Genomic DNA, 18,927 nt, shown 5'->3' on the forward strand with positions numbered 1-18,927 from the left:
TCCCCACTCCCAATCCCCTCCTCCCGATAAATGTCCCTGAATTTAAAAAACAGCTCCCGCTTTAGTTCTTGCAAGGGAACTTAGGCGGTATAAGCTAAGGTTTTAAAAGAACAGGAAGCTCTAATTTAAGATAACGATGGGTAGCGGTTAAGGCATATATGGAAGCAAATATTGAGCTTTTGATGCTGGCAGAAAAAGGGCAGCAAACAAGCAGGGTATGTCTGAAATCTAAAGAAAGGGTTTTAAAAGTTTTTAAAAAAACAAATAAGAGCTTTTGGAGGAAAAAGACAAGCAAAAAGCGGGGCTGTTCTTTAAATCCCTCCACCGGTGGCCGAAAAGCCACCTTTTTTTATTATTTTTTTTAAATAAAGAAATGGTATAATTAATTCTAAAAACGGAGGTTTTGGGAGTGGGGGATAACGAACGAATAAAGGGATTGGTTTTGGCGATTTTGGCTACTTCTTTGTGGGGTATAAACGGTACCGTTACCCGCTACTTATTGATTAACAATTTAGATCCGGTGGTTTTGGTACAGATAAGACTTACCGTAAGCGCTCTTTTGCTGTTTATTTTGCTTTTTATTTTAAAAATCAATGTGAAAATTAGTAGAGATGATATAATCTCCTTACTTATCTTAGGGATTTTTGGCTTATCGCTGGTGCAAATGACGTATTTTTATACCATAAGCTTGACTAATGTAGCAACAGCGGTCTTTTTACAGTATCTGTCACCGGTATTTGTAGCCCTTTACGGTGTCTTTTTTAAAGCAGAAGAAATTACCGGAAGCAAACTTACCGCTATTGGTATGTCGCTCTTAGGAAGTTTTCTGATAGTAACCCAGAATGGTGAGATACAACTACCTTTTATGGGATTACTTTCGGGTTTGCTATCGGCTTTATCCCAAAGCTTTTATATTATTTACGGAAAAAAAGTTTTAAACCGCTTTAGTCCTATAACGGTATTGGCATACGGCTGGCTTTTTGGAGCAGTTTTTTGGTGGCTTTTAATTCCCCCAAACAAAGCTTTAATGCACCAGGTTTTTACCTTAAGAGATGTTTTTGGAATATCGTATGTAATTATTTTTGCAACCGTTATTCCCTTTTTATTGTATTTTGAAAGCCTGAAGTATTTAAACTCCACTACCATGAGTGTGGTAAGTCTGGTTGAACCGGTGGTAGCGGTAATAGTGGCTTATCTTGTTTTAGGGGAAAAGTTAACGCCACTTTCCACCCTTGGTGCTGTTTTAATTTTGTTTGCCATTTATAAAATTACCAGAAGTTAAAGGAGGATTTTGATGAAAGTTGCTTTAATAGCCCACGACGATAAAAAGGATGATCTTCTTGCTTTTGTAAAAACTCACCGGGAGTTTTTTGCCCGCCATGAACTTTTTGCCACCGGAACGACAGGGAAAATTATTTCAGAAAATACGGGGCTGACGGTCCACCGTTTTTTGTCCGGGCCCCTTGGGGGAGATCAACAAATTGGAGCTATGGTAGCGGCGGGAGAGATTAAACTGGTAATTTTCTTTCGCGATCCCTTAACGGCTCAACCTCATGAGCCGGATATAACAGCTCTTTTACGGGTATGTGACGTTCATAATGTGCCAATTGCCACCAACTGGAGCAGTGCCGAATTGTTTTTACGAGCCTTAAATTAAAAGAGGGATGGTAATGGGTTTGATTTTTAAAGATGTAGGGGTTATTGACCTGGACGGAAGCGTTACGCTCCAGGAAAACCTTTTACTAAAATTCAAACCCAAAATTATCAGTTTACCCCCGGAAAGTAACTTAAAAATTGTGACAAGTCTCGAAAATTACCAGGCGGTCTGTCAAAAACTCAGCAATACCGTTTATGGCGTGAATTTTTGCGGCCTGGGGGAATTTCACCACCTTGCCTATTACTTAATTAAAAGAGTTCCGGTTCAGGAAGTAGCGGTAGTGGTTTTTGACAACCATCCAGATTTACTGCCTACTTTTCCCGGATATATTTCTTGCGGTTCCTGGCTTTTAAATGTTGCTGAGTTAAAAAAGGTTGTGCAAATAATAGTAGTAGGAGTTACAGAAATTTCGGGTTTAAAAAGCGCTCCGCCTACCTCGGTTAGAGAAAAAATTATCCTTTTTCTTCCCCAAACTCAGAAGAAGAAAATTAAAAAAGCGACAATTCCGGTAAGATACTACGATGAAAACAATCTCTTGACGGAAATCCATAAAAGCTTAAAAGTTAAGGATATTTATATAAGTATAGACAAAGATGTCCTTCACCCTCTTGATGCGGTTACCACCTGGGAGCAGGGAGAATTAAGATTAAACCAGTTACTTTCTGCGTTAGCGATGTTGAAAGAAAAATATAAAATTTGGGGCATTGACATTTGTGGAGAATACGGAAGCGAACTTCTTAAAATTCAGCGGATAGGGGAGAGGTGGGCTACATCGCAAAACGAAAGGGCAAACCTTGAAATATTAGAGATTTTACTGGGAGAATAAAAATAAAGAACCCCTTTACAGGGGTATTTAATGGGGTAGGTTATGGCATCTGATTAATAATATACACTGAAAATGTTAATAATACTCTGTGGTAAAAGTTAAAATAAAGTTAAAAAAGGTTATGCAAAAAGAAAAATCAGAAGAATAAAGGGTGATAAACAAATGTATTTTGAAAATTTTCAGCTTAGAAGTTATGATTATAACTTTGTGAAAGAGTTTATTGAAACGAGGAAAAAAGATAGTCAGGTTATTATGTTACCGCAAAGGGGAGAATGGATAACAATTTTATTTGAAGATTCAGCAATAGGGGAAAAAATAATAATGGAGTTAACTAATGAACTGCAAACAAAAGCGTTTTTTCTTGAATCGGATGGTGATAAAAGCTGGAGCTTTATCCTGTATTCTGACGGCAAAGTGGTGGATGAATATTACAACGATCCGATTGCCGGTTTTGAGCCGGAAGATTACGACCGGGAACAGTTAAAGGAAATTTATGAAGCTATTCTTACCCCTCACAGTACTTTTGCAGATTTTTTGGAGTTTTTACAAGGGAAAAATAAATTAAGTAAAAAAACTATGGAAAAATTTGCTTCCTTTTTTGGCTTAAAGGATGTGGAAGTCTCCTATGAACAATTTTATGACCGGGTAGAGGAGTTACAGGGAGCAATTATTTTTTAGCTTACCAGTCCGGGCGTAAAACTTTCGCTCCTTCGAGGTAAAGGTGCTGAACCTTCTGGTTTTCGGGTAGATAAGTAAGGATGAGAACACGGATTACTTTCTCTAAGCTTCCCGGTACGTCCATTTCCTGAGCACAAAGCAGGGGTATCTCTGTAAGACCGGCTTTGCGTGCCGCAGTAGCTGGAAATTGGGCGTTTAAATCGGGAGTGGCAGTAAAAAAAATGGAGATAATTTTTTCCTTTTGAAGACTATTTTTCGACATTATTTCGGCCAACAATTTTTTTGTTTGGCGTTCAATAGCCTCTGGCGAATTTTCCGGAACGGTTATTGCCCCGCGAATGCCTTTTACTACTTCCAAGGTTTCCACCTCCTTAACGTAAAACCGGCCTATACCCTTCTTTTTCTAAAAGGGAAAAAGCTTTTTGCCGTTCTTCAAAGGTAGCAAAGGAAAGCTTTAAGACTCCTCCGTCGCCCTCCCGGGCTTTTAATATTTCTATATCTTTAATGTTTATGTTAAAGCGGGCTAATAGCCCGGTTACTTTAGCGAGCATTCCCGGGCGATCGGGAATATTGGCGGTAAGGTCATAAAGGGGTAAAAGATAGCCCTTGCCATTTTGGTTTAAATTTGTCCGGAATTCCTGGCCTTCTTTTAAAAAAGCGCTGATCTCGTTTTTATTTCCCGCCATAAGTAAATTTTTAAGAGTAAGAAGCTCCCCAATAAATAAATCGATACTTTTGGCCACTTCTTCACGGTTGTATAATAAGATTTCGCTCCATAGTTCGGGGCTTGAGGCCGCGATGCGCGTGAGGTCCCGAAAGCCTCCGGCAGCAAGTTTCAATAACAATTCGTTGTCTTCTTCCTTTTGGCACATCCGGCATAACGAATAAGCAATGGCATGAGGCAAATGGCTTAATTGGGCGGTTATCCGGTCGTGGGTTGTAACATCGCTGACAATTACCAGAGCTCCTATTTTCTCCAAAAGCCCTTTGAGCTTGGTGACCGTATCCTCGGGCGCGTCCGGACCGGGAATTAAAAAATAGTAGCTGTTTTCAAAAAGGAAACGGTGACCGGCCTGATAACCTCCTCTTTCCATTCCCGTTAAAGGATGACCGCCGATAAAATTTTTAGCATTATTTAATTTTTCCCGGGCAGTTTGCATAATTTCTCCTTTAATGCTAACGGTATCGGTAATTATGGTCTCGGGCTTTAAAAAATTTAAAGCCGGTATGAGCTGCAATGTTGTTTCAGGCGGAGTTGCCAAAAAAACGACATCGCAGGAAGTCAGGAGATTTAAATCGGAATGGTTATTAACAATTACTTTTTCCCTGTAAGCAAGTTCAACATACTGCGAATTTGTATCGATACCGTAAACCTGGTAACCGAGGTAGCTAAAAGCCCGAGCAAGGCTGCCGCCTATTAGGCCAAGCCCTACGATGCCGATTTTCATTTCCATCATTTAAACCCCTCCAGAACCTGTTGTAAAGTATTTAACTCGGCATAAAGCGTGGAAAACTCGGAAAAATTAAGAGACTGAGGGCCATCCGATAAAGCTTTTTCCGGTTCTGGATGAACTTCTATCATCAGGCCATCGGCGCCAAGGGCTAAAGCAGCCCGGGATAAGGGTAAAATTAATTCCCTTTTGCCCGTGGCGTGGCTGGGGTCCACGATTACCGGGAGGTGTGATAATTGCTTCACCAAAGCAACCGCACTTAAATCAAGGGTGTTACGGGTAGCAGTTTCGAAAGTTCTGATTCCCCGTTCGCATAAGATAACCTTTTGATTTCCGCCGGACAGGAGGTATTCGGCAGCTAAAAGCCACTCTTCAATAGTGGCGGATAAACCTCTTTTTAAAATTACGGGATTTTCTACCTGGGAGAGCTCTTTTAAAAGGGCAAAGTTTTGCATGTTTCGAGCGCCTACCTGGAGGATGTCGATTCTTTCGGCAACAAATTCTACATCTTTGGCTTCTAACACTTCCGTTACGGTAATGAGACCGTATTCCTGCCCGATTTCCTGTAAAATGATTACGCCTTCCTCACCCAGTCCCTGAAACGAGTAAGGAGAAGTTCGGGGTTTAAAGGTACCTCCGCGTAAAAACTTAATTCCCTTATCTTTTAAGAATTGAGCTACTGCTTTTAAACTTTCTCTACTCTCTACAGCACAGGGACCCGCGATGATGGTAAAATTACCGGAACCTATCGTTTCCCCCTTAATATTAATTTCCGTTTTTTCCCGAAATTCTTTGCTGGCAAGTTTATAGGGCTTTAAAATTGGGACTAAAGTATCTACTCCGGGCATTAACTCAAGGTTTAAATCGGCTAAGTTCCTCTTATCGCCGATAATGCCAATAATGGTTCTTTCCACCCCTTCGGAAAGGTGGGGGGTAAACCCGGATGCTAAGAGTTTCTTTCTAACGGCCTCAATTTGCTCGCGGGTAGCGGATTTTTTAAAAACCACAATCATAAATAAAAAACCTCCCTTTCGTAATTTTGCAGGGAGGAAGGGTGAAAAGGAAAAAAACTCCCTAAGGGAGTATAAAAAATTATTCTCCCTTCCTACCATCCTGCTATGTCCTGCAATCTAACCTACCCATCCATCCTACTAAACTGCAAAAAACAATACCAATTTTTCTGGTATTATAAAACATTTTTTCTTGAATAACAATAGGGGGTAACAAATTTTTTTAAGAAATTAATTTTAAAATTGCTCAATCGTAGCGTAAAATTAATAAAATATTATCAAATAATGCGAAAAAAGGGGTTTATCGTTAAAAAAACAAGAAATAGCGAAAATATACACAAGAATTTACGAAATAACCTTTTGCTCTTGACTGTTAAATAAAGTATTCTAAAAGAGACGATTTATAGCTTAAAATAAGGGGGTTTTTTGTTGCATGAATCCAAGAAAGGTGGAGGAAGTTAAAAAGAAACAGGGATCTTCTTCAAGGGAGGTGGAGTGGGTACCAACAATTTGCAACTTTTGTTCTACCGTCTGCAACCTCAAAGTAGGGGTAAAAGAGGTTAACGGGAAAAAAGTTGCGGTAAAAATTGAGGGAAATGAAAATAGCCCTCTAAACCGGGGTAAAGCCTGTGCCCGGGGACAGGCCGGTTTTCACCAGACCTACGACAAGGCCAGGCTTACTACACCTCTAATTCGGGTTCCAGGAAGTAAACGGGGTGAATGGAATTTTAAGCCCGCCACCTGGGAAGAAGTTTACAGCTACATTATGCAAAAAATGCAGGAACACCAGATTATGCCCTGGGAAATTACCATGATGGGTGGATGGACTTCCTGTGTTTTTTACATGCCTTTAGCTTTGGGCTTTGCCATTGCTAACGGTATCCCCAACATCGTAGCTGCTCCTATGCAGCAGTGTGTAGCCAGCGGTCATTTGGGCACCGATATGGTCACCGGTAACTTTAACGTTCACGATGAAGTTTTAGCGGATTTTGAAAATGCCAGATATATTATCTTTTCTATGACCAATTCCGGAGTTGCTGCTGCTTCCACCAGCCGCCTGGTTCGATTGGCGGAGGCTAAAAAACGCGGGGCAAAAATTGTCGTTTTGGATCCCAGGCTTTCAGAACTGGCGGCTAAAGCTGATGAATGGCTTCCTATCAAACCCGGAACTGACAGCGCCTTTTTCCTGGCTATGATTCACGTTATCCTGCGGCGCGGACTTTTTGAACGGGAATATGTGGTAAAGCATACCAACATGCCGTTTTTAATGGTTGAACATCAGGGGATGTTTGTACCTTTAATGGAGCAAAACGAGCAGGGATACCCCAAAGCCTTTTTTGTTTATGATGAAATTTCCGGGGAAATCCGGAAAATTCCTGGTTACTTTAACCACAATTATACCGATGTTGATGGCAAGGGAATTCGGCCGGTTTTAACCTTACCGGAAGGTGTAACCTTTAACGGCCAGAAATTGAAAACTGTTTTTGAACTTTTAATAGAACAGTCAGCTCCTTATACTCCAGAGTGGGCTTCTGAAGAAACCGGAATACCTGCCGAAACCATTGAGAGAATTGCGGTGGAGTTTGGTACGATTAGACCGGCAATGATGGATCCCGGCTGGCACGGTGCACGCTATGAAAACGTTATTAATACCCGGCGACTTCAGGCGATGCTGCAGGCGTTAGTAGGCGGTATCGATACCGTTGGCGGATGGCTAATGTCTGCCGAATACCGGGAAAAAATCATGCTGGCGATGGAGAAAATGAAAGCCGGGGATGAAGGTCCGGTACTGTACCTTCCGGGAATCCAATTTCCCTTAAAAGCTTCAGGAATCCTTTTTGATCCTAATTCCTGGTATCATGGCCATCCCCATTATGCTATTGCCAAGGTTATGCAGGATAAAGCCGAAGGCAAGGAAACTATCGTTTTCCCCGCTTTTTCCGATTACGGTTTAAAAGAGGCGGTAGAAGGGAAATTAATGTTTAACGGTGAACCGTACCGCATTAAAGCAATTATCTTAAATGCATCCAACCCTATTCGCCATTACTATCCTGAAAGCCGCTGGCAGGAAATTCTGACTAATCCCAATTTGGCCCTTGTGGTGGCTATTGACGTGCTGCCCTCAGATACGACCTTATATGCTGATGTTATTTTACCTAACTTAAACTACATCGAGCGGGATGAGCCGTTTATTTACGGGGCCGGACCATCACCGGATCTCGCTTACACCACCCGGTTTAAAGCGGTAGATGGACCGGAACAGGCTAAAGGTACTACCGATATTTTATTTGAATTTGCTATAGGCTTTGGTAATTTGGAAAAATTCATGGCTACCGTTGCGGCGTTGGCTGGTTTTGACCATGAAGATATCAAGCAGGAAGTGGGCAAGGCTTTGGAAGGAAAACAAACCTTTACCCGGGCCATGCGCAACGTTTCTTTTAAACATTATGCCAAGATGCTAAAAACTACTCCGGAAAAACTCGAAAAGGAAATGCGGGAAAAAGGGGTTATTTTGGTAGAAACCAAGGAGCATTTAATGGAGGATGGAACCCTTTTAAAACACCTGCCGGTTCCCACCATGTCCGGGCGGCTGGAGTTCTACTCCTACTTAATGGCCGGTTTCGTCCAAATGTACGGTTATCAGAAAAACTGGGACCCGGGACTTGTTTATATTCCGCCGGAAACAAAAGATGTAAAACTTGCGGCCAACGAGTTTCATTTTATTTACGGTAAAGTACCAACGGTGTCATATGCTTCTACCAACTCCAATAACCCCCTTTTAATGGCTTTGTCGAAAGTAAAAGGCGGGAAGTTTTTAGGGGTCTGGGTTAACCGGAAAAAAGGTAAGAGTTTAAATTTAAAAGATGGTGATGTGGTGGTACTGGAAAACGCCCAAAATCCGGAGTATTCTGCGAAAGCGGTAGTGTTTTTAACGGAAATGATTAGGCCGGATACCGTATTTATTTCGTCAAGCTTTGGTACCAAAAACCCCCTGTTAGAAAACGCAGCGGGAATGGGTATACCTTTAAATAATTTAGTTCCGTATAAAGTAGAACCTTTTGTGACCGGTTTTAAGTCTCAGGAATTTACCGTTAGGATAATAAAGTAAGGAGGAGAACAATGGCACGCTACGGAATGGTAATTGACCTTCGAACCTGCGTCGGCTGTCAGGCCTGCAGTGCTGCCTGTGCCACCGAAAATCAGACGCCATACTGGTCCGATAAGTGGCGCACCCGGGTGCTGGATATCGAAAAAGGTGAATATCCCAATACCGGCCGGCATTTTGTACCAACAATTTGTATGCACTGCGAAGAACCGGCTTGTTTAACCATCTGTCCATCTCAGGCAACTTTCCGGGATGAAAACGGCAGCATTCTGGTAAATTATGATACCTGTCTTGGTTGTAAAGCCTGCATGGCGGCCTGCCCCTATGGGGCCAGGTATGTTTACGATAAGAACGATGTTGCCAAAAACCGGGAAATTCACGGGGAACTTTCACAACATAAAGTGGTGCATATTGACAAGTGTACTTTTTGCTTTGACCGGGTAGAAAGAGGCCTGGAACCGGCTTGCGTGTCAACCTGTCCGGCTCATGCTAGGATTTTCGGGGACTTAGATGACCCGCATAGTGAAGTTGCCAGACTGGTGGCATCAGGAATTGCCAAGCCTTTAAGACCGGATTTAAATACCAAACCCAAGGTCTTTTACATTTACTAAGGGGGGATGGCCGATGTCGGTGGAAAATAGTCTGCCTTTTGAACGTCAGGAAGCTTATGAATGGCCTTTAGCGGTATACTTGTTGCTGGGAGGTATTGGCGGGGCGTTTATTTCTCTTTCGTTTATTTTGCATTACCTTTTTAGCTGGTCGCCAGTTGGCAATTACGGCATGCTTATTGGGATGGGACTTTTTGCCTTGGCGGGTTTGACCCTTCTTTTTCTTGACTTAGAGCGGCCGCTGAATGCGATATATTCTTTAAATAATATTAAAACCTCCGGGATTTCCTGGGACGTAGTCTTAATTGCTTTAAGTTTTGGCGGTGCATTGTTATACGTTTTGCCGTTTTACGTTTCTATACCGGTCTTGGAAAGCTTACGGCTTTTGTTTGGCGGTATAGGAGCTTTAGCCGGATTCTTATTTCCGGTGATTTCCGGCGGGTTAATTTCTGCTCCGGTATCGGTGCCGCTATGGCATACTCCTCTTTTGCCTGTGCTGTTTTTAATAAATAGTTTTGGAGTTGCTTTTGCAGCGATACCGGCTTTGTTTGCCCCGGGTTCAGAGATTTTAGCGTTTATTTTTAACTTAGCAGTGTTTATGGCAAATCTGGTGATTTCGGGAGGTTTCATTGCTTTTTACGAGCATGCCCATAACGGCCCGGTAGAAGCCTGGTACGGTTTTCAGGAAATGTGGAAGAAATTTAATTTTCAAGTGGGCTTTTTAGTTGTGGGTTTACTTTTTCCGTTAATTCTTAGCGGTTATATGTTCTTTACCGGAAACTTTTTGTCCTGGGGATTTGGGGCCCTTGCGGTTGCTCAACTAATTGGCGGCTTTGCTTTAAGAAACTGCCTGTTAAAACACGGTTACCATACTTATCCCTGGCCGTATTAAATTTTATAAAAAAAGAGGAATTTTCAAATTAATAGCGAATATAAAACCAAGAAAATTTCATAAACGCCTTTTGGTGCCCCATCAGGGGAGAATAGGGAAGTCAGGTGCAAGTCCTGCGCGGTCCCGCCGCTGTAACCGGAGAGCCGATAAAACCACTGCTTTTTGCGGGAAGGTTTTATCAAAGGGCAATGACCCGGAAGCCAGAAGACCTGCCAAAAGGTGGAGCTTTAGCGGTACGGCGATACCGCTTTAAGCGTGGGTGATGGTAAAGCCCACAGCAGTAGAACTGCTGTGGGCTTTTTAAATTATAAAAGGGGGAGATGAACTATGTTAACGGAAGTTTTAAACCAGATTGGGGATCTTTACCCGGAGCCTATGGTAAAAGCACAAAAGCACTTAGACAGCCTGATTAAACCGCCGGGAAGCCTTGGAGTCCTGGAGGAAATGGCGGTAAAATTAGCCGGGATTACCGGAGAGCTTGCGCCGAATTTAAGCAGGAAAACGGTGGTAGTTATAGCCGGCGACCACGGAATAACCGAACATGGGGTGAGCGTTGCTCCCGTGGAAGTAACAGCCCAGATGACCCGCTGTTTTCTTGAAGGTATAGCGGGAATTAACGTTTTATCCCGGCATACCGGGGTAGAAGTTAAGGTTGTAGATATGGGAGTCAGGGCGGAGCTTAACTTACCCGGGCTTATCGTTAAAAAAGTACGTTCCGGTACGTCTGACTTTACCCAAGGCCCGGCCATGACCCGGGAGGAAGCCCTACAAGCCATAATGGCCGGGGTAGATGTTGCCCAGGATTTAATCGCTCAAGGAAGCAAGGTTTTAATTACCGGGGATATGGGCATCGGCAATACTACACCTTCGGCAGCGATTTTAGCGGTTTTAATGGATATTCCAGTAGAGCAGGCGGTAGGTCGGGGAACGGGGATTAAAGCTGAAATCTTACAAAAGAAAATAGAGGTAATCAAAAAAGGGTTAAGGATTAATCAGCCGGATAAAAACGATGCGGTTGATGTCCTTGCTAAAGTTGGCGGTTTTGAAATTGGTGGCCTTGCCGGCCTAATATTAGGGGCAGCAGCCCGGAGGGTGCCGGTAGTTATAGATGGGTTTATTTCTTCCGCGGCGGCAATGTTAGCCGTTTCTCTAAATTCAAAGACTAAAAACTTCCTTTTTCCTTCCCACTTATCCGACGAACCGGGCCATAAGCTGATGATGGAATACCTGGGGTTAACCCCTTATCTTCATCTAAAGATGCGCCTTGGGGAAGGAACCGGGGGAGTTTTTGGAGCCTTTTTCCTGGAAGCCGCTACCAAAGTCATGCGGGAAATGGGAAGTTTTGCATCGAGCGAAGTTTCAGCCTTACTGGAAGAAAGAATGGCTTAAAAGCAATTATTAAAGAAAAAAGAGGGTGTAAGTTTGGCACCCTCTTTTACTTATTTAAAAGATTTCTTACCGCCTCCCGGCCGCTTTTAATGCAATCGGGAACTCCGATTCCCCGGTAGGAGCTACCGGCTAAAGCAAGTCCCGGCATTTCAAAAACCAACTCCTCGATTTTGGCAAGTCTCTCTAAATGACCAACCTTATACTGGGCCATCCCCCTGGGCCAGCGGAAAATTTCGTAAAAAAGGGGTTTAGCTGTAACGCCGAGGATATCTTTTATTTCCGCTAAAACCAGTTCGACCATCTCTTTTTCCGGTAAAAAGACATCGTTCTGGTTGGTAGCTCCCCCTAAAAAACCCCGGACTAAAAGATAGCTATCATCGGGTACCCGGTAGCTCCACTTTACAGAACTATAAGTTAAGGCCATTAAATGTCGTTTTTCTATCCTGGGAACTACAAAGCCAAAGGTATTTACTTTAAAAGGCCAGTCTTCTTTTCTATAGGCTAAAGTGATTGTAGCGGAAGAGGCAAAGCCGGTTTGGGCTAAAAGTTCGGCCAGATCTTTATTTATCTCTTCCAAAAGTTCAGCCGCATTATAAGCGGGCACTGCCAGGATAACGTGCTTACTTTCAATTATTTCCCCATCAGTTAAATAGGTCCGGTATTTTCCCTTTTGATAGGTAACCTTAACGGCTTTTTTGCCGGTAAAAAGTTTGTAGTCGGGAAGATTTTTAACAATATTCTCGGCAAGTTCTCCCATACCCTTTTGAAAGCTCATAAAGTAAGTGGTATTCGACTTAGTTTTAGGTCTATTTGAGGAAGCTTTTTTCGCCGCCAGCATTCCCCGGATAAGGCTTCCATATTTCTTTTCCATCTCTACAAAGCGAGGAAAACTTGCCTTAACGCTCATTTCTTCGGGGGTTCCCGCGTGAATCCCACCAATTAAAGGTTCGGCAATTTTTTCTAAAGCTTCCCGGCCAAGACGCCGGGTTACAAAGCTGTAAAGGCTTTCATCTTCATCATCTCTTTTCCGGGGAATAAACAGGTCCATACCCATGCGGATTTTCCCCGGCCAGGAAATCAATGGGCTTAAAGCAAAGGGGATTATTCTGGTAGGTACCATCATCATTAGTCCTTCCGGTAGCTCGTGAAGCCTTCCGCCGGAGAGGATATAAGTACCTTTAAATTCATCATTGGTACCGATAATTTTATCTTCAAATTTAAGTTCCCGGGCAATTTGAAATACCTGTGGCTTTTCCGAGAGAAAGCAGTCAGGACCACCTTCGATTATAAAACCCTCGCGTTCTATTGTTTTAACTTTACCACCGAAATAATCGTTTTCTTCGATTAAGATAAAATCCTGACCTTCGCGGAATAATTCATAGGCAGCAGCAAGTCCGGCTATACCCCCACCTATTACTAAAAAATCCGGCAATTTTACCCCTCCATTTTTTGTACCAGCTGGTGTAAAGCTTTAATTAATAAAGGATGGTCATTTAAAGCTGGAAGCCTTACGATATTAACAGTGGAAAACTTTTCTTTAAGCTCGATATCTAAATCGTACAGCGTTTCAATATGGTCGGCTACAAAGCCGATGGGATTAATTATAATGTTTTCCACACCCTGGTTTTGCCAGGAAATAATTACATCATCTACTTCCGGTTTTAACCATTCTTCGCCCGATTTTCCCTTGCTTTGAAAGGCATACCTCCAGGGAAAAGGAAAGGTCCGGGCGATTGCTTCCACCGTCTTTAAAAACTCGGCAAAATAGGGGTCGCCCTGCTCTATAGCTTTTTTGGGCAAATTGTGGGCGGTAAAGATGATTCCGGTGTTTTTTGGAGAAAAAGGTTGTAGAGCCGTTGTTAGAAGCTGACGGTGAGCTTCGATGAAATACGGTTCTTCAGCCAGTCCACCTTTAAAATAAAATTTAATTTCCGGGAATTTTTCTTCTAAATTTTTTATTGTTTTTTGATAGGCTCCGGTGGAAACCTGGGAATTAAAAGCGGACATCGGCAGAAAATAAATAGTTTTTGCCCCTTTTTGGACTAAATTAAAAACAACCTCAGGGATTTCCGGCCGCCAGTACTGGTAAGCAAAATCCACTAAAAACTCGGAACCCAGTAAAGTTTTTAAAGCCCTGGCCTGCTGGCTGGTTATTTCCGTTAGCGGGGATTTTCCGCCGATTTTTTCGTAGCGACTCCTGACAGCTGCAATCAGTGCTGGCGGAGGCGTTCTGCCCATGATTCTTTCCATAAAAGGTCCAATGTTTTCCAAACAATCGGGACAGCCAAAGGCCACCAGAACTACGGCTTTCATCTTTTAAGCCTCCAAAAGTTGTTCATAACTTAAACTGCTCAATTCGTGGACTACTTCTACTAAGTATTGGGCGTTTTCCACGGGGGTTTCCTTATGGATGCCATGGCCCAGGTTAAAAATGTGTCCCGGGCGTTTCCCGGCTTTAATTAAAATTTCCTTTACTTTCTGGCGAATTACTTCTTTAGGAGCAAAAAGGGCTACGGGGTCGAGATTACCCTGAACGCCCCGGTCAAAACCAACGGTTTGCCAGGCCCGGTCAAGGCTTACCCTCCAGTCAAGGCCTATGACATCGCCGCCGGCAGCAGCTACTAATTCTAACATACTACCGGCATTATTGGCAAAGTGAATGACCGGAACTCCGGTTTCTTTTAAATTGTCAAAAACATATTTGCTGTGAGGTAAAACATACTTTTCGTAGTCTTCCGGGGAAAGGGTTCCTACCCAGGAGTCAAAAACCTGGACCGCCTGGGCTCCTGCCGCAATTTGTGCCTTTAAATACCGGACTGTGGATTCGGCAATTTTTCCTAAAAGCTCATGCCAGGCCTCCGGAGCTTCCCACATTAACCTTTTACACTGAATATAATTTTTGGAGCCGCCTCCTTCTATAATATAACTGGCCAAAGTGAAAGGGGCTCCGGAAAAGCCAATAAGCGGTACTTTGCCGGCAAGCTCCCGGCGTAAAATTTTTATAGCCTCCAAAACATACGGTACATCTTCTTCAGGAGTAATAACCCGAACTTTTTTCACATCAACTATGGTTCTAACCGGATTTTCAATTACCGGACCTTCGTCTCTGGCAAAACGAAAACCAATGCCCATTCCTTCTAAAGGGAGGAGGATGTCAGCAAATAAGATGGCTGCATCAACTCCAAGCTTTCTTACCGGTTGCAGGGTTACTTCTACAGCCAGTTCGGGAGTTTTACACATTTCCAAAAAAGAATACTTATTTCGTATTTCCATGTATTCTGCCATGTAACGTCCTGCCTGACGCATAAGCCACACCGGCGTATAGGGAGTATTTTCCCGACGGCAAGCTTTTAAGAAAGTATCGTTCATTTTGTTTCTCCTTTCTGCTACCAATTTCACAAATTAATATATATATTCAATATTTTCTTGCTGATTCCTTTATTGAAAAAAGAATTTTTTTAAATAAAAAGCCTGTGCCCTTGCAGGTTTTTTAAAATAAAGTTAAAATTATACTGTATACAAAATACAAAACGAGGAGCGGTGGCAATGAGAATAAAAGATGTCCTTTTTGTTAAAGGAAGTTCCGGGTTTTATTTTGATGACCAGAAAGCAATAAAGAGCGGTGCTGTCACCGATGGCTTTACCTATAAAGGGAAGCCTTTAACCCCTGGTTTTTCCCGGGTGCGCCAGGGAGGAGAGGCGGTCTCGATAATGCTTTTCTTGGAAAACGGCGAAATAGCCGTTGGCGATTGCGTGGCGGTACAATATTCAGGGGTAGATGGCCGGGATCCGGTCTTTTTAGCGGATAATTTTATAGAAGTCCTTGAGGAAGAGATTAAGCCCAGATTGGTAGGGTATAACCTCGTTCGCTTTAGGGAAGCAGCCCGCTATTTTACTAATCTTACCGATAAACGGGGTAAGAGATACCACACTGCTTTGCGTTACGGTTTAACTCAGGCCCTCTTAGATGCGGTGGCTAAGATAAACCGTACCACCATGGCCGAAGTAATTGCGGAAGAGTATGGGCTCGACCTTACTTTAAATCCGGTGCCGCTATTTGCCCAGTCGGGGGACGACCGGTATATCAATGCCGATAAAATGATCTTAAAACGGGTTGATGTTCTGCCCCATGGTTTATTTAACCATCCTGCCAAAACCGGGGAGGAAGGGAAAAATTTAACCGAATACGCATTGTGGTTAAAACAAAGAATAAAAACCCTGGGTGACCACGATTACCTGCCGGTGTTTCACTTTGACGTTTACGGTACCCTGGGAACGGTATTTAATGATAATTTAGACCGGATAGCCGATTACTTAGCAAGACTGGAAGAAAAGGTTGCTCCCCATCCTTTACAAATAGAAGGGCCGGTGGACCTTGGCTCAAAAGAAAGGCAGATTGAAGGACTAAAATACTTGCAGGAAAAACTTATTACTTTGGGAAGTAAGGTGATTATTGTAGCCGATGAGTGGTGTAATAATCTATCTGACATTAAAGAATTTGTTGATGCTGGTGCCGGTGGGATGGTGCAAATTAAATCTCCCGATTTAGGTGGGGTAAACGATATTATCGAAGCGGTTTTATATGCCAAGGAAAAGGGTACCGGTGCCTATTTGGGCGGTAGCTGTAACGAAACCGATGTATCGGCCAAAATTACCGTTCATGTGGGACTTGCTACAGGCCCGGCTCAACTCCTGGTTAAACCGGGGATGGGAGTTGATGAAGGATTAACCATTATGCGTAATGAAATGATGCGGACGCTGGCGATTTTACAGAGAAACAAGGTCACATTTCAGAAAAAAGTTGGTTAGCCGGAAGGAAAACCTTCCGGTTTTTTTATTACTTTTTGCAATAATTTCAAGAGATAAAATAACAAAATGGAATTTTACAAATAAAATAAATTAATATAACATAAAAACGGGAGGAAAGGGTCTGGTGGCCCCCGTGGACTGCAAATCCACTGGCCCGAAGTAAACCTTCGGGAGTGAGGTGTGAACCCACTTCCTCCCTCCAGATAAAAATTAAAAGGAGGAGAGCTATGGACAATCGGGAGTTGTGGAAGGTACTAAATGTTGATTTAGAAAAGCACGATGAATTTTTAGCCCCGGTGCCGGCGGTTTATCGTGAGCTTTTTTTAAATCGTCCCAATCGTCCCAGGGCAATGGCTTACTTTGACGCGGTAGTGGGGGATATTCACGGTATCCGGGTACATGAACTTTATAACTTAAAACAAGAAGGCAAAAAGGTTTTTGCTACTTTTTGCGTTTATGTACCGGAAGAAATAATAAACGCTACCGGCAGTGCTTGCATCGGTCTTTGCGGTGGTGCTCAGTATACTGTACCGGCGGGGGAAACGGTGTTACCGCGTAATCTCTGCCCTTTGATTAAGTCGGCGATGGGTTTTAAAATTGAAAGGATTTGTCCTTATTTTCAGGTGGCCGACTACGTGGTTGGGGAAACTACCTGTGATGGCAAGAAAAAGGCCTGGGAGATTTTAAATGAATATATTCCAGTTTATGTAATGGAGTTACCTCAGAAAAAAGAAGAACGGGATCGGAAATTCTGGGAAGAGGAAATTAAAGATTTTGCGCAATTTGTGGAAGAAAAAACGGGAGTTAAACTAAATGCAGAAAATTTAAGGGCGGGCATTGAAAAAATAAACAAAAAAAGAAAAGCTTTAAAAAGGCTTTCCGATTTAAGAAAACACAACCCGGCTCCCATCCATGGCCTTGACGTACTGTTAATTAACCAGCTGGCCTTTTTTGATGACCCCGAGCGTTTTGCCACAAAGGTTAATGAACTCTGCGACGAATTGGAAGAAAGGGTGGCTAAAGGCGAAGGGGTAGTTTCCAAAGATGCTCCACGAATCTTAATTACCGGTACTCCCCAGCCCATACCCCACTGGAAAATCCATGCTTTAATTGAAGGCGCCGGCGGTGTTGTAGTGGGTGAGGAAACCTGCATTGGGGAACGATATTTTAAAGATTTAGTAGAACCGGCGGCGGATGTGGAAGGTATGCTTAAAAATATTGCGGCCAGGTCTTTAAAGGTAAATTGTGCCTGTTTTACCCCTAATACCGGCAGGCTTGAGGATATCTTATCTATGGTGCAAAAACTTCAGGTAGATGGGGTTATCCATTATTCTCTGCAGTTCTGCCAGCCCTATGGAGTGGAAAGTTACTTAGTCGGACGGGAATTGGAGAGAAGAAATATTCCTTTCTTAAAGCTTGAAAGTGATTTTTCTGAAGAAGACCAGGGGCAATTAAAAACGCGGATTGAAGCCTTTTTGGAGATGATAAAGTAGTGTTTGCAGGATTAGATTTGGGCTCAACCAACTCAAAATTGGTGATTATTAAAGAAGATGGAAGTTATACTTTTAAGGTTGTCCCTACCAGGTATGAACCGGTGAAAGCCGGGGAGTTATTACTGAAAAATACCGGTGAGATCAGGAACTTAGTTGTTACCGGATACGGACGGGTAGCTTTTAACCGGGGAAAAGTCGTAACGGAAATAACCTGTCAGGCCAGGGGTTGCCATGAATTATTTCCGGAAGTGGATTATATCTTAGATTTAGGCGGTCAGGATGCTAAAATTATTAAAAAAGATGGTCAAGGAAGGGTAGTTAATTTTTTAATGAATGATAAATGCGCTGCCGGTACGGGGAGATTTCTTGAAATAATTTTAACGGCAATCGGTGATGATTACCGGGATGAGGATTTGATTAATGAAGAAAATGCCGTGCCTATCAATTCCATGTGCACGGTTTTTGCCGAATCGGAAGTCATTTCTCTCCTTGCCCGGGGAACTTCCAAGAGAGCAGTAATTGCAGGATTATTTAAAACAACCGCCAAAAGATTGGCTAAATTTGCAGAAAGCCTTGGTAAGCCTCGTAAGTTGATTTTTACCGGAGGAGGAGCAAAATATCCGGCTTTAAGACTGTTTTTGCAAAAGGAAATGGGTGTCGAGGTGGTTGTACCCCCAGAACCATCGGTGACCGCTGCCCTGGGTGCGGCTTTAATTGCCAGAGAAACCGGGAGTTAACCTTCCCGGTTTCTTTTTAAATTAAAATTTTCACAAATGCAGAAATTGTTGAATTAATGCGAATTTTGTTATAAAATGTATACAGAAAACTTAATAGGGCGGATGAAGGCAGCAGGAGAGACCCGGTTTTTCGGGCGCCGAAGGAGTAAGCCTTTAAAGTGTTGCTTGGCTTTAAAGGTGAAACTCTCAGGCAAAAGGACTGTTGCCGGACGAAACTCTGGAGAGTCCCTTAAAGGGCACCCACGGGGAGTTTAATCTCTCAGGTCAAAGG

General features: G+C 42.9%; 17 protein-coding genes and 2 riboswitches. Of the genes, 11 read left to right on the forward strand and 6 right to left on the reverse strand.

Features of this window, described 5'->3' with window-relative positions; all coding sequences use genetic code 11:
* The first annotated feature begins 409 nt into the window (after positions 1 to 409).
* The 4 genes from CHY_RS02110 (at position 410) to CHY_RS02125 (ending at position 3,161) form a co-directional block, all read left to right on the forward strand.
* A complete protein-coding gene (locus tag CHY_RS02110) occupies positions 410 to 1,282 on the forward strand; it encodes a DMT family transporter (RefSeq protein ID WP_011343403.1) in 873 nt (290 codons plus the stop codon).
* 12 nt (positions 1,283 to 1,294) lie between these two features.
* Complete coding sequence (gene mgsA, locus CHY_RS02115; protein WP_028051482.1) at positions 1,295 to 1,657, forward strand: methylglyoxal synthase; 363 nt, start codon at positions 1,295 to 1,297, stop codon at positions 1,655 to 1,657.
* 13 nt (positions 1,658 to 1,670) lie between these two features.
* The gene (locus CHY_RS12585) at positions 1,671 to 2,483 is read left to right on the forward strand and encodes an arginase family protein (protein WP_011343405.1); all 813 of its coding nucleotides are present in this window, start codon (positions 1,671 to 1,673) and stop codon (positions 2,481 to 2,483) included.
* A 162-nt stretch (positions 2,484 to 2,645) separates the two neighbouring features.
* Complete coding sequence (locus CHY_RS02125) at positions 2,646 to 3,161, forward strand: hypothetical protein (protein WP_011343406.1); 516 nt, start codon at positions 2,646 to 2,648, stop codon at positions 3,159 to 3,161.
* Position 3,162: 1 nt separating this feature from the next.
* Here the strand turns inward: CHY_RS02125 and aroH are convergent, their stop codons facing one another.
* Genes aroH through CHY_RS02140 form a run of 3 tightly spaced genes read right to left on the reverse strand, consistent with a single transcriptional unit; the run spans position 3,163 to position 5,625 of the window.
* The gene (gene aroH, locus CHY_RS02130; RefSeq protein ID WP_011343407.1) at positions 3,163 to 3,528 is read right to left on the reverse strand and encodes a chorismate mutase; all 366 of its coding nucleotides are present in this window, start codon (positions 3,526 to 3,528) and stop codon (positions 3,163 to 3,165) included.
* Between the two features lie 4 nt (positions 3,529 to 3,532).
* The gene (locus CHY_RS02135) at positions 3,533 to 4,618 is read right to left on the reverse strand and encodes a prephenate dehydrogenase (protein WP_049752049.1); all 1,086 of its coding nucleotides are present in this window, start codon (positions 4,616 to 4,618) and stop codon (positions 3,533 to 3,535) included.
* Complete coding sequence (locus tag CHY_RS02140) at positions 4,615 to 5,625, reverse strand: bifunctional 3-deoxy-7-phosphoheptulonate synthase/chorismate mutase (RefSeq protein WP_011343409.1); 1,011 nt, start codon at positions 5,623 to 5,625, stop codon at positions 4,615 to 4,617. The genes CHY_RS02135 and CHY_RS02140 overlap by 4 nt, the downstream gene beginning before the upstream one ends.
* 430 nt (positions 5,626 to 6,055) lie before the next feature.
* Between CHY_RS02140 and CHY_RS02145 the strand changes: the two genes are divergently transcribed.
* The 4 genes from CHY_RS02145 (at position 6,056) to cobT (ending at position 11,617) form a co-directional block, all read left to right on the forward strand.
* The gene (locus CHY_RS02145; protein ID WP_011343410.1) at positions 6,056 to 8,731 is read left to right on the forward strand and encodes a molybdopterin-dependent oxidoreductase; all 2,676 of its coding nucleotides are present in this window, start codon (positions 6,056 to 6,058) and stop codon (positions 8,729 to 8,731) included.
* An 11-nt stretch (positions 8,732 to 8,742) separates the two neighbouring features.
* Entirely contained in the window at positions 8,743 to 9,339 is a 597-nt protein-coding gene (locus tag CHY_RS02150; RefSeq protein ID WP_011343411.1) for a 4Fe-4S dicluster domain-containing protein, read from the forward strand.
* A 13-nt stretch (positions 9,340 to 9,352) separates the two neighbouring features.
* Positions 9,353 to 10,228 (forward strand): NrfD/PsrC family molybdoenzyme membrane anchor subunit, encoded by an 876-nt coding sequence (nrfD, locus tag CHY_RS02155; protein WP_011343412.1) that lies wholly within the window; start codon positions 9,353 to 9,355, stop codon positions 10,226 to 10,228.
* Positions 10,229 to 10,282: 54 nt separating this feature from the next.
* Positions 10,283 to 10,460: riboswitch (cobalamin riboswitch) on the forward strand.
* Positions 10,461 to 10,555: 95 nt separating this feature from the next.
* A complete protein-coding gene (gene cobT / locus CHY_RS02160) occupies positions 10,556 to 11,617 on the forward strand; it encodes a nicotinate-nucleotide--dimethylbenzimidazole phosphoribosyltransferase (RefSeq protein ID WP_011343414.1) in 1,062 nt (353 codons plus the stop codon).
* A 46-nt stretch (positions 11,618 to 11,663) separates the two neighbouring features.
* On the opposite strand, the gene hemG is transcribed toward cobT, so the two are convergent.
* The 3 genes from hemG to hemE are packed head-to-tail and all read right to left on the reverse strand — an operon-like array spanning position 11,664 to position 14,986.
* Positions 11,664 to 13,049, reverse strand: a complete 1,386-nt coding sequence (gene hemG / locus CHY_RS02165; RefSeq protein ID WP_011343415.1) for a protoporphyrinogen oxidase — start codon at positions 13,047 to 13,049, stop codon at positions 11,664 to 11,666.
* A 2-nt stretch (positions 13,050 to 13,051) separates the two neighbouring features.
* Complete coding sequence (gene hemH, locus CHY_RS02170) at positions 13,052 to 13,930, reverse strand: ferrochelatase (protein WP_011343416.1); 879 nt, start codon at positions 13,928 to 13,930, stop codon at positions 13,052 to 13,054.
* A 3-nt stretch (positions 13,931 to 13,933) separates the two neighbouring features.
* A complete protein-coding gene (gene hemE / locus CHY_RS02175; protein ID WP_011343417.1) occupies positions 13,934 to 14,986 on the reverse strand; it encodes a uroporphyrinogen decarboxylase in 1,053 nt (350 codons plus the stop codon).
* A gap of 177 nt (positions 14,987 to 15,163) precedes the next feature.
* Between hemE and CHY_RS02180 the strand changes: the two genes are divergently transcribed.
* The 3 genes from CHY_RS02180 to CHY_RS02190 all read left to right on the forward strand — a co-directional run bounded on the left by CHY_RS02180 (position 15,164) and on the right by CHY_RS02190 (position 18,656).
* Entirely contained in the window at positions 15,164 to 16,426 is a 1,263-nt protein-coding gene (locus tag CHY_RS02180) for a methylaspartate ammonia-lyase (protein ID WP_011343418.1), read from the forward strand.
* Between the two features lie 227 nt (positions 16,427 to 16,653).
* Positions 16,654 to 17,919, forward strand: coding sequence for a double-cubane-cluster-containing anaerobic reductase (locus tag CHY_RS02185; RefSeq protein ID WP_011343421.1), 1,266 nt, complete (start codon positions 16,654 to 16,656; stop codon positions 17,917 to 17,919).
* Positions 17,919 to 18,656 carry an acyl-CoA dehydratase activase gene (locus CHY_RS02190; RefSeq protein ID WP_011343422.1) on the forward strand — a complete coding sequence of 246 codons (738 nt, stop codon included), beginning with the start codon at positions 17,919 to 17,921 and terminating at the stop codon, positions 18,654 to 18,656. The genes CHY_RS02185 and CHY_RS02190 overlap by 1 nt, the downstream gene beginning before the upstream one ends.
* A 102-nt stretch (positions 18,657 to 18,758) precedes the next feature.
* A riboswitch (glycine riboswitch) is annotated at positions 18,759 to 18,868 on the forward strand.
* Positions 18,869 to 18,927: the final 59 nt, after the last annotated feature.

Origin of the sequence: Carboxydothermus hydrogenoformans Z-2901 (assembly GCF_000012865.1) — a bacterium.
Classification (GTDB): domain Bacteria; phylum Bacillota; class Z-2901; order Carboxydothermales; family Carboxydothermaceae; genus Carboxydothermus; species Carboxydothermus hydrogenoformans.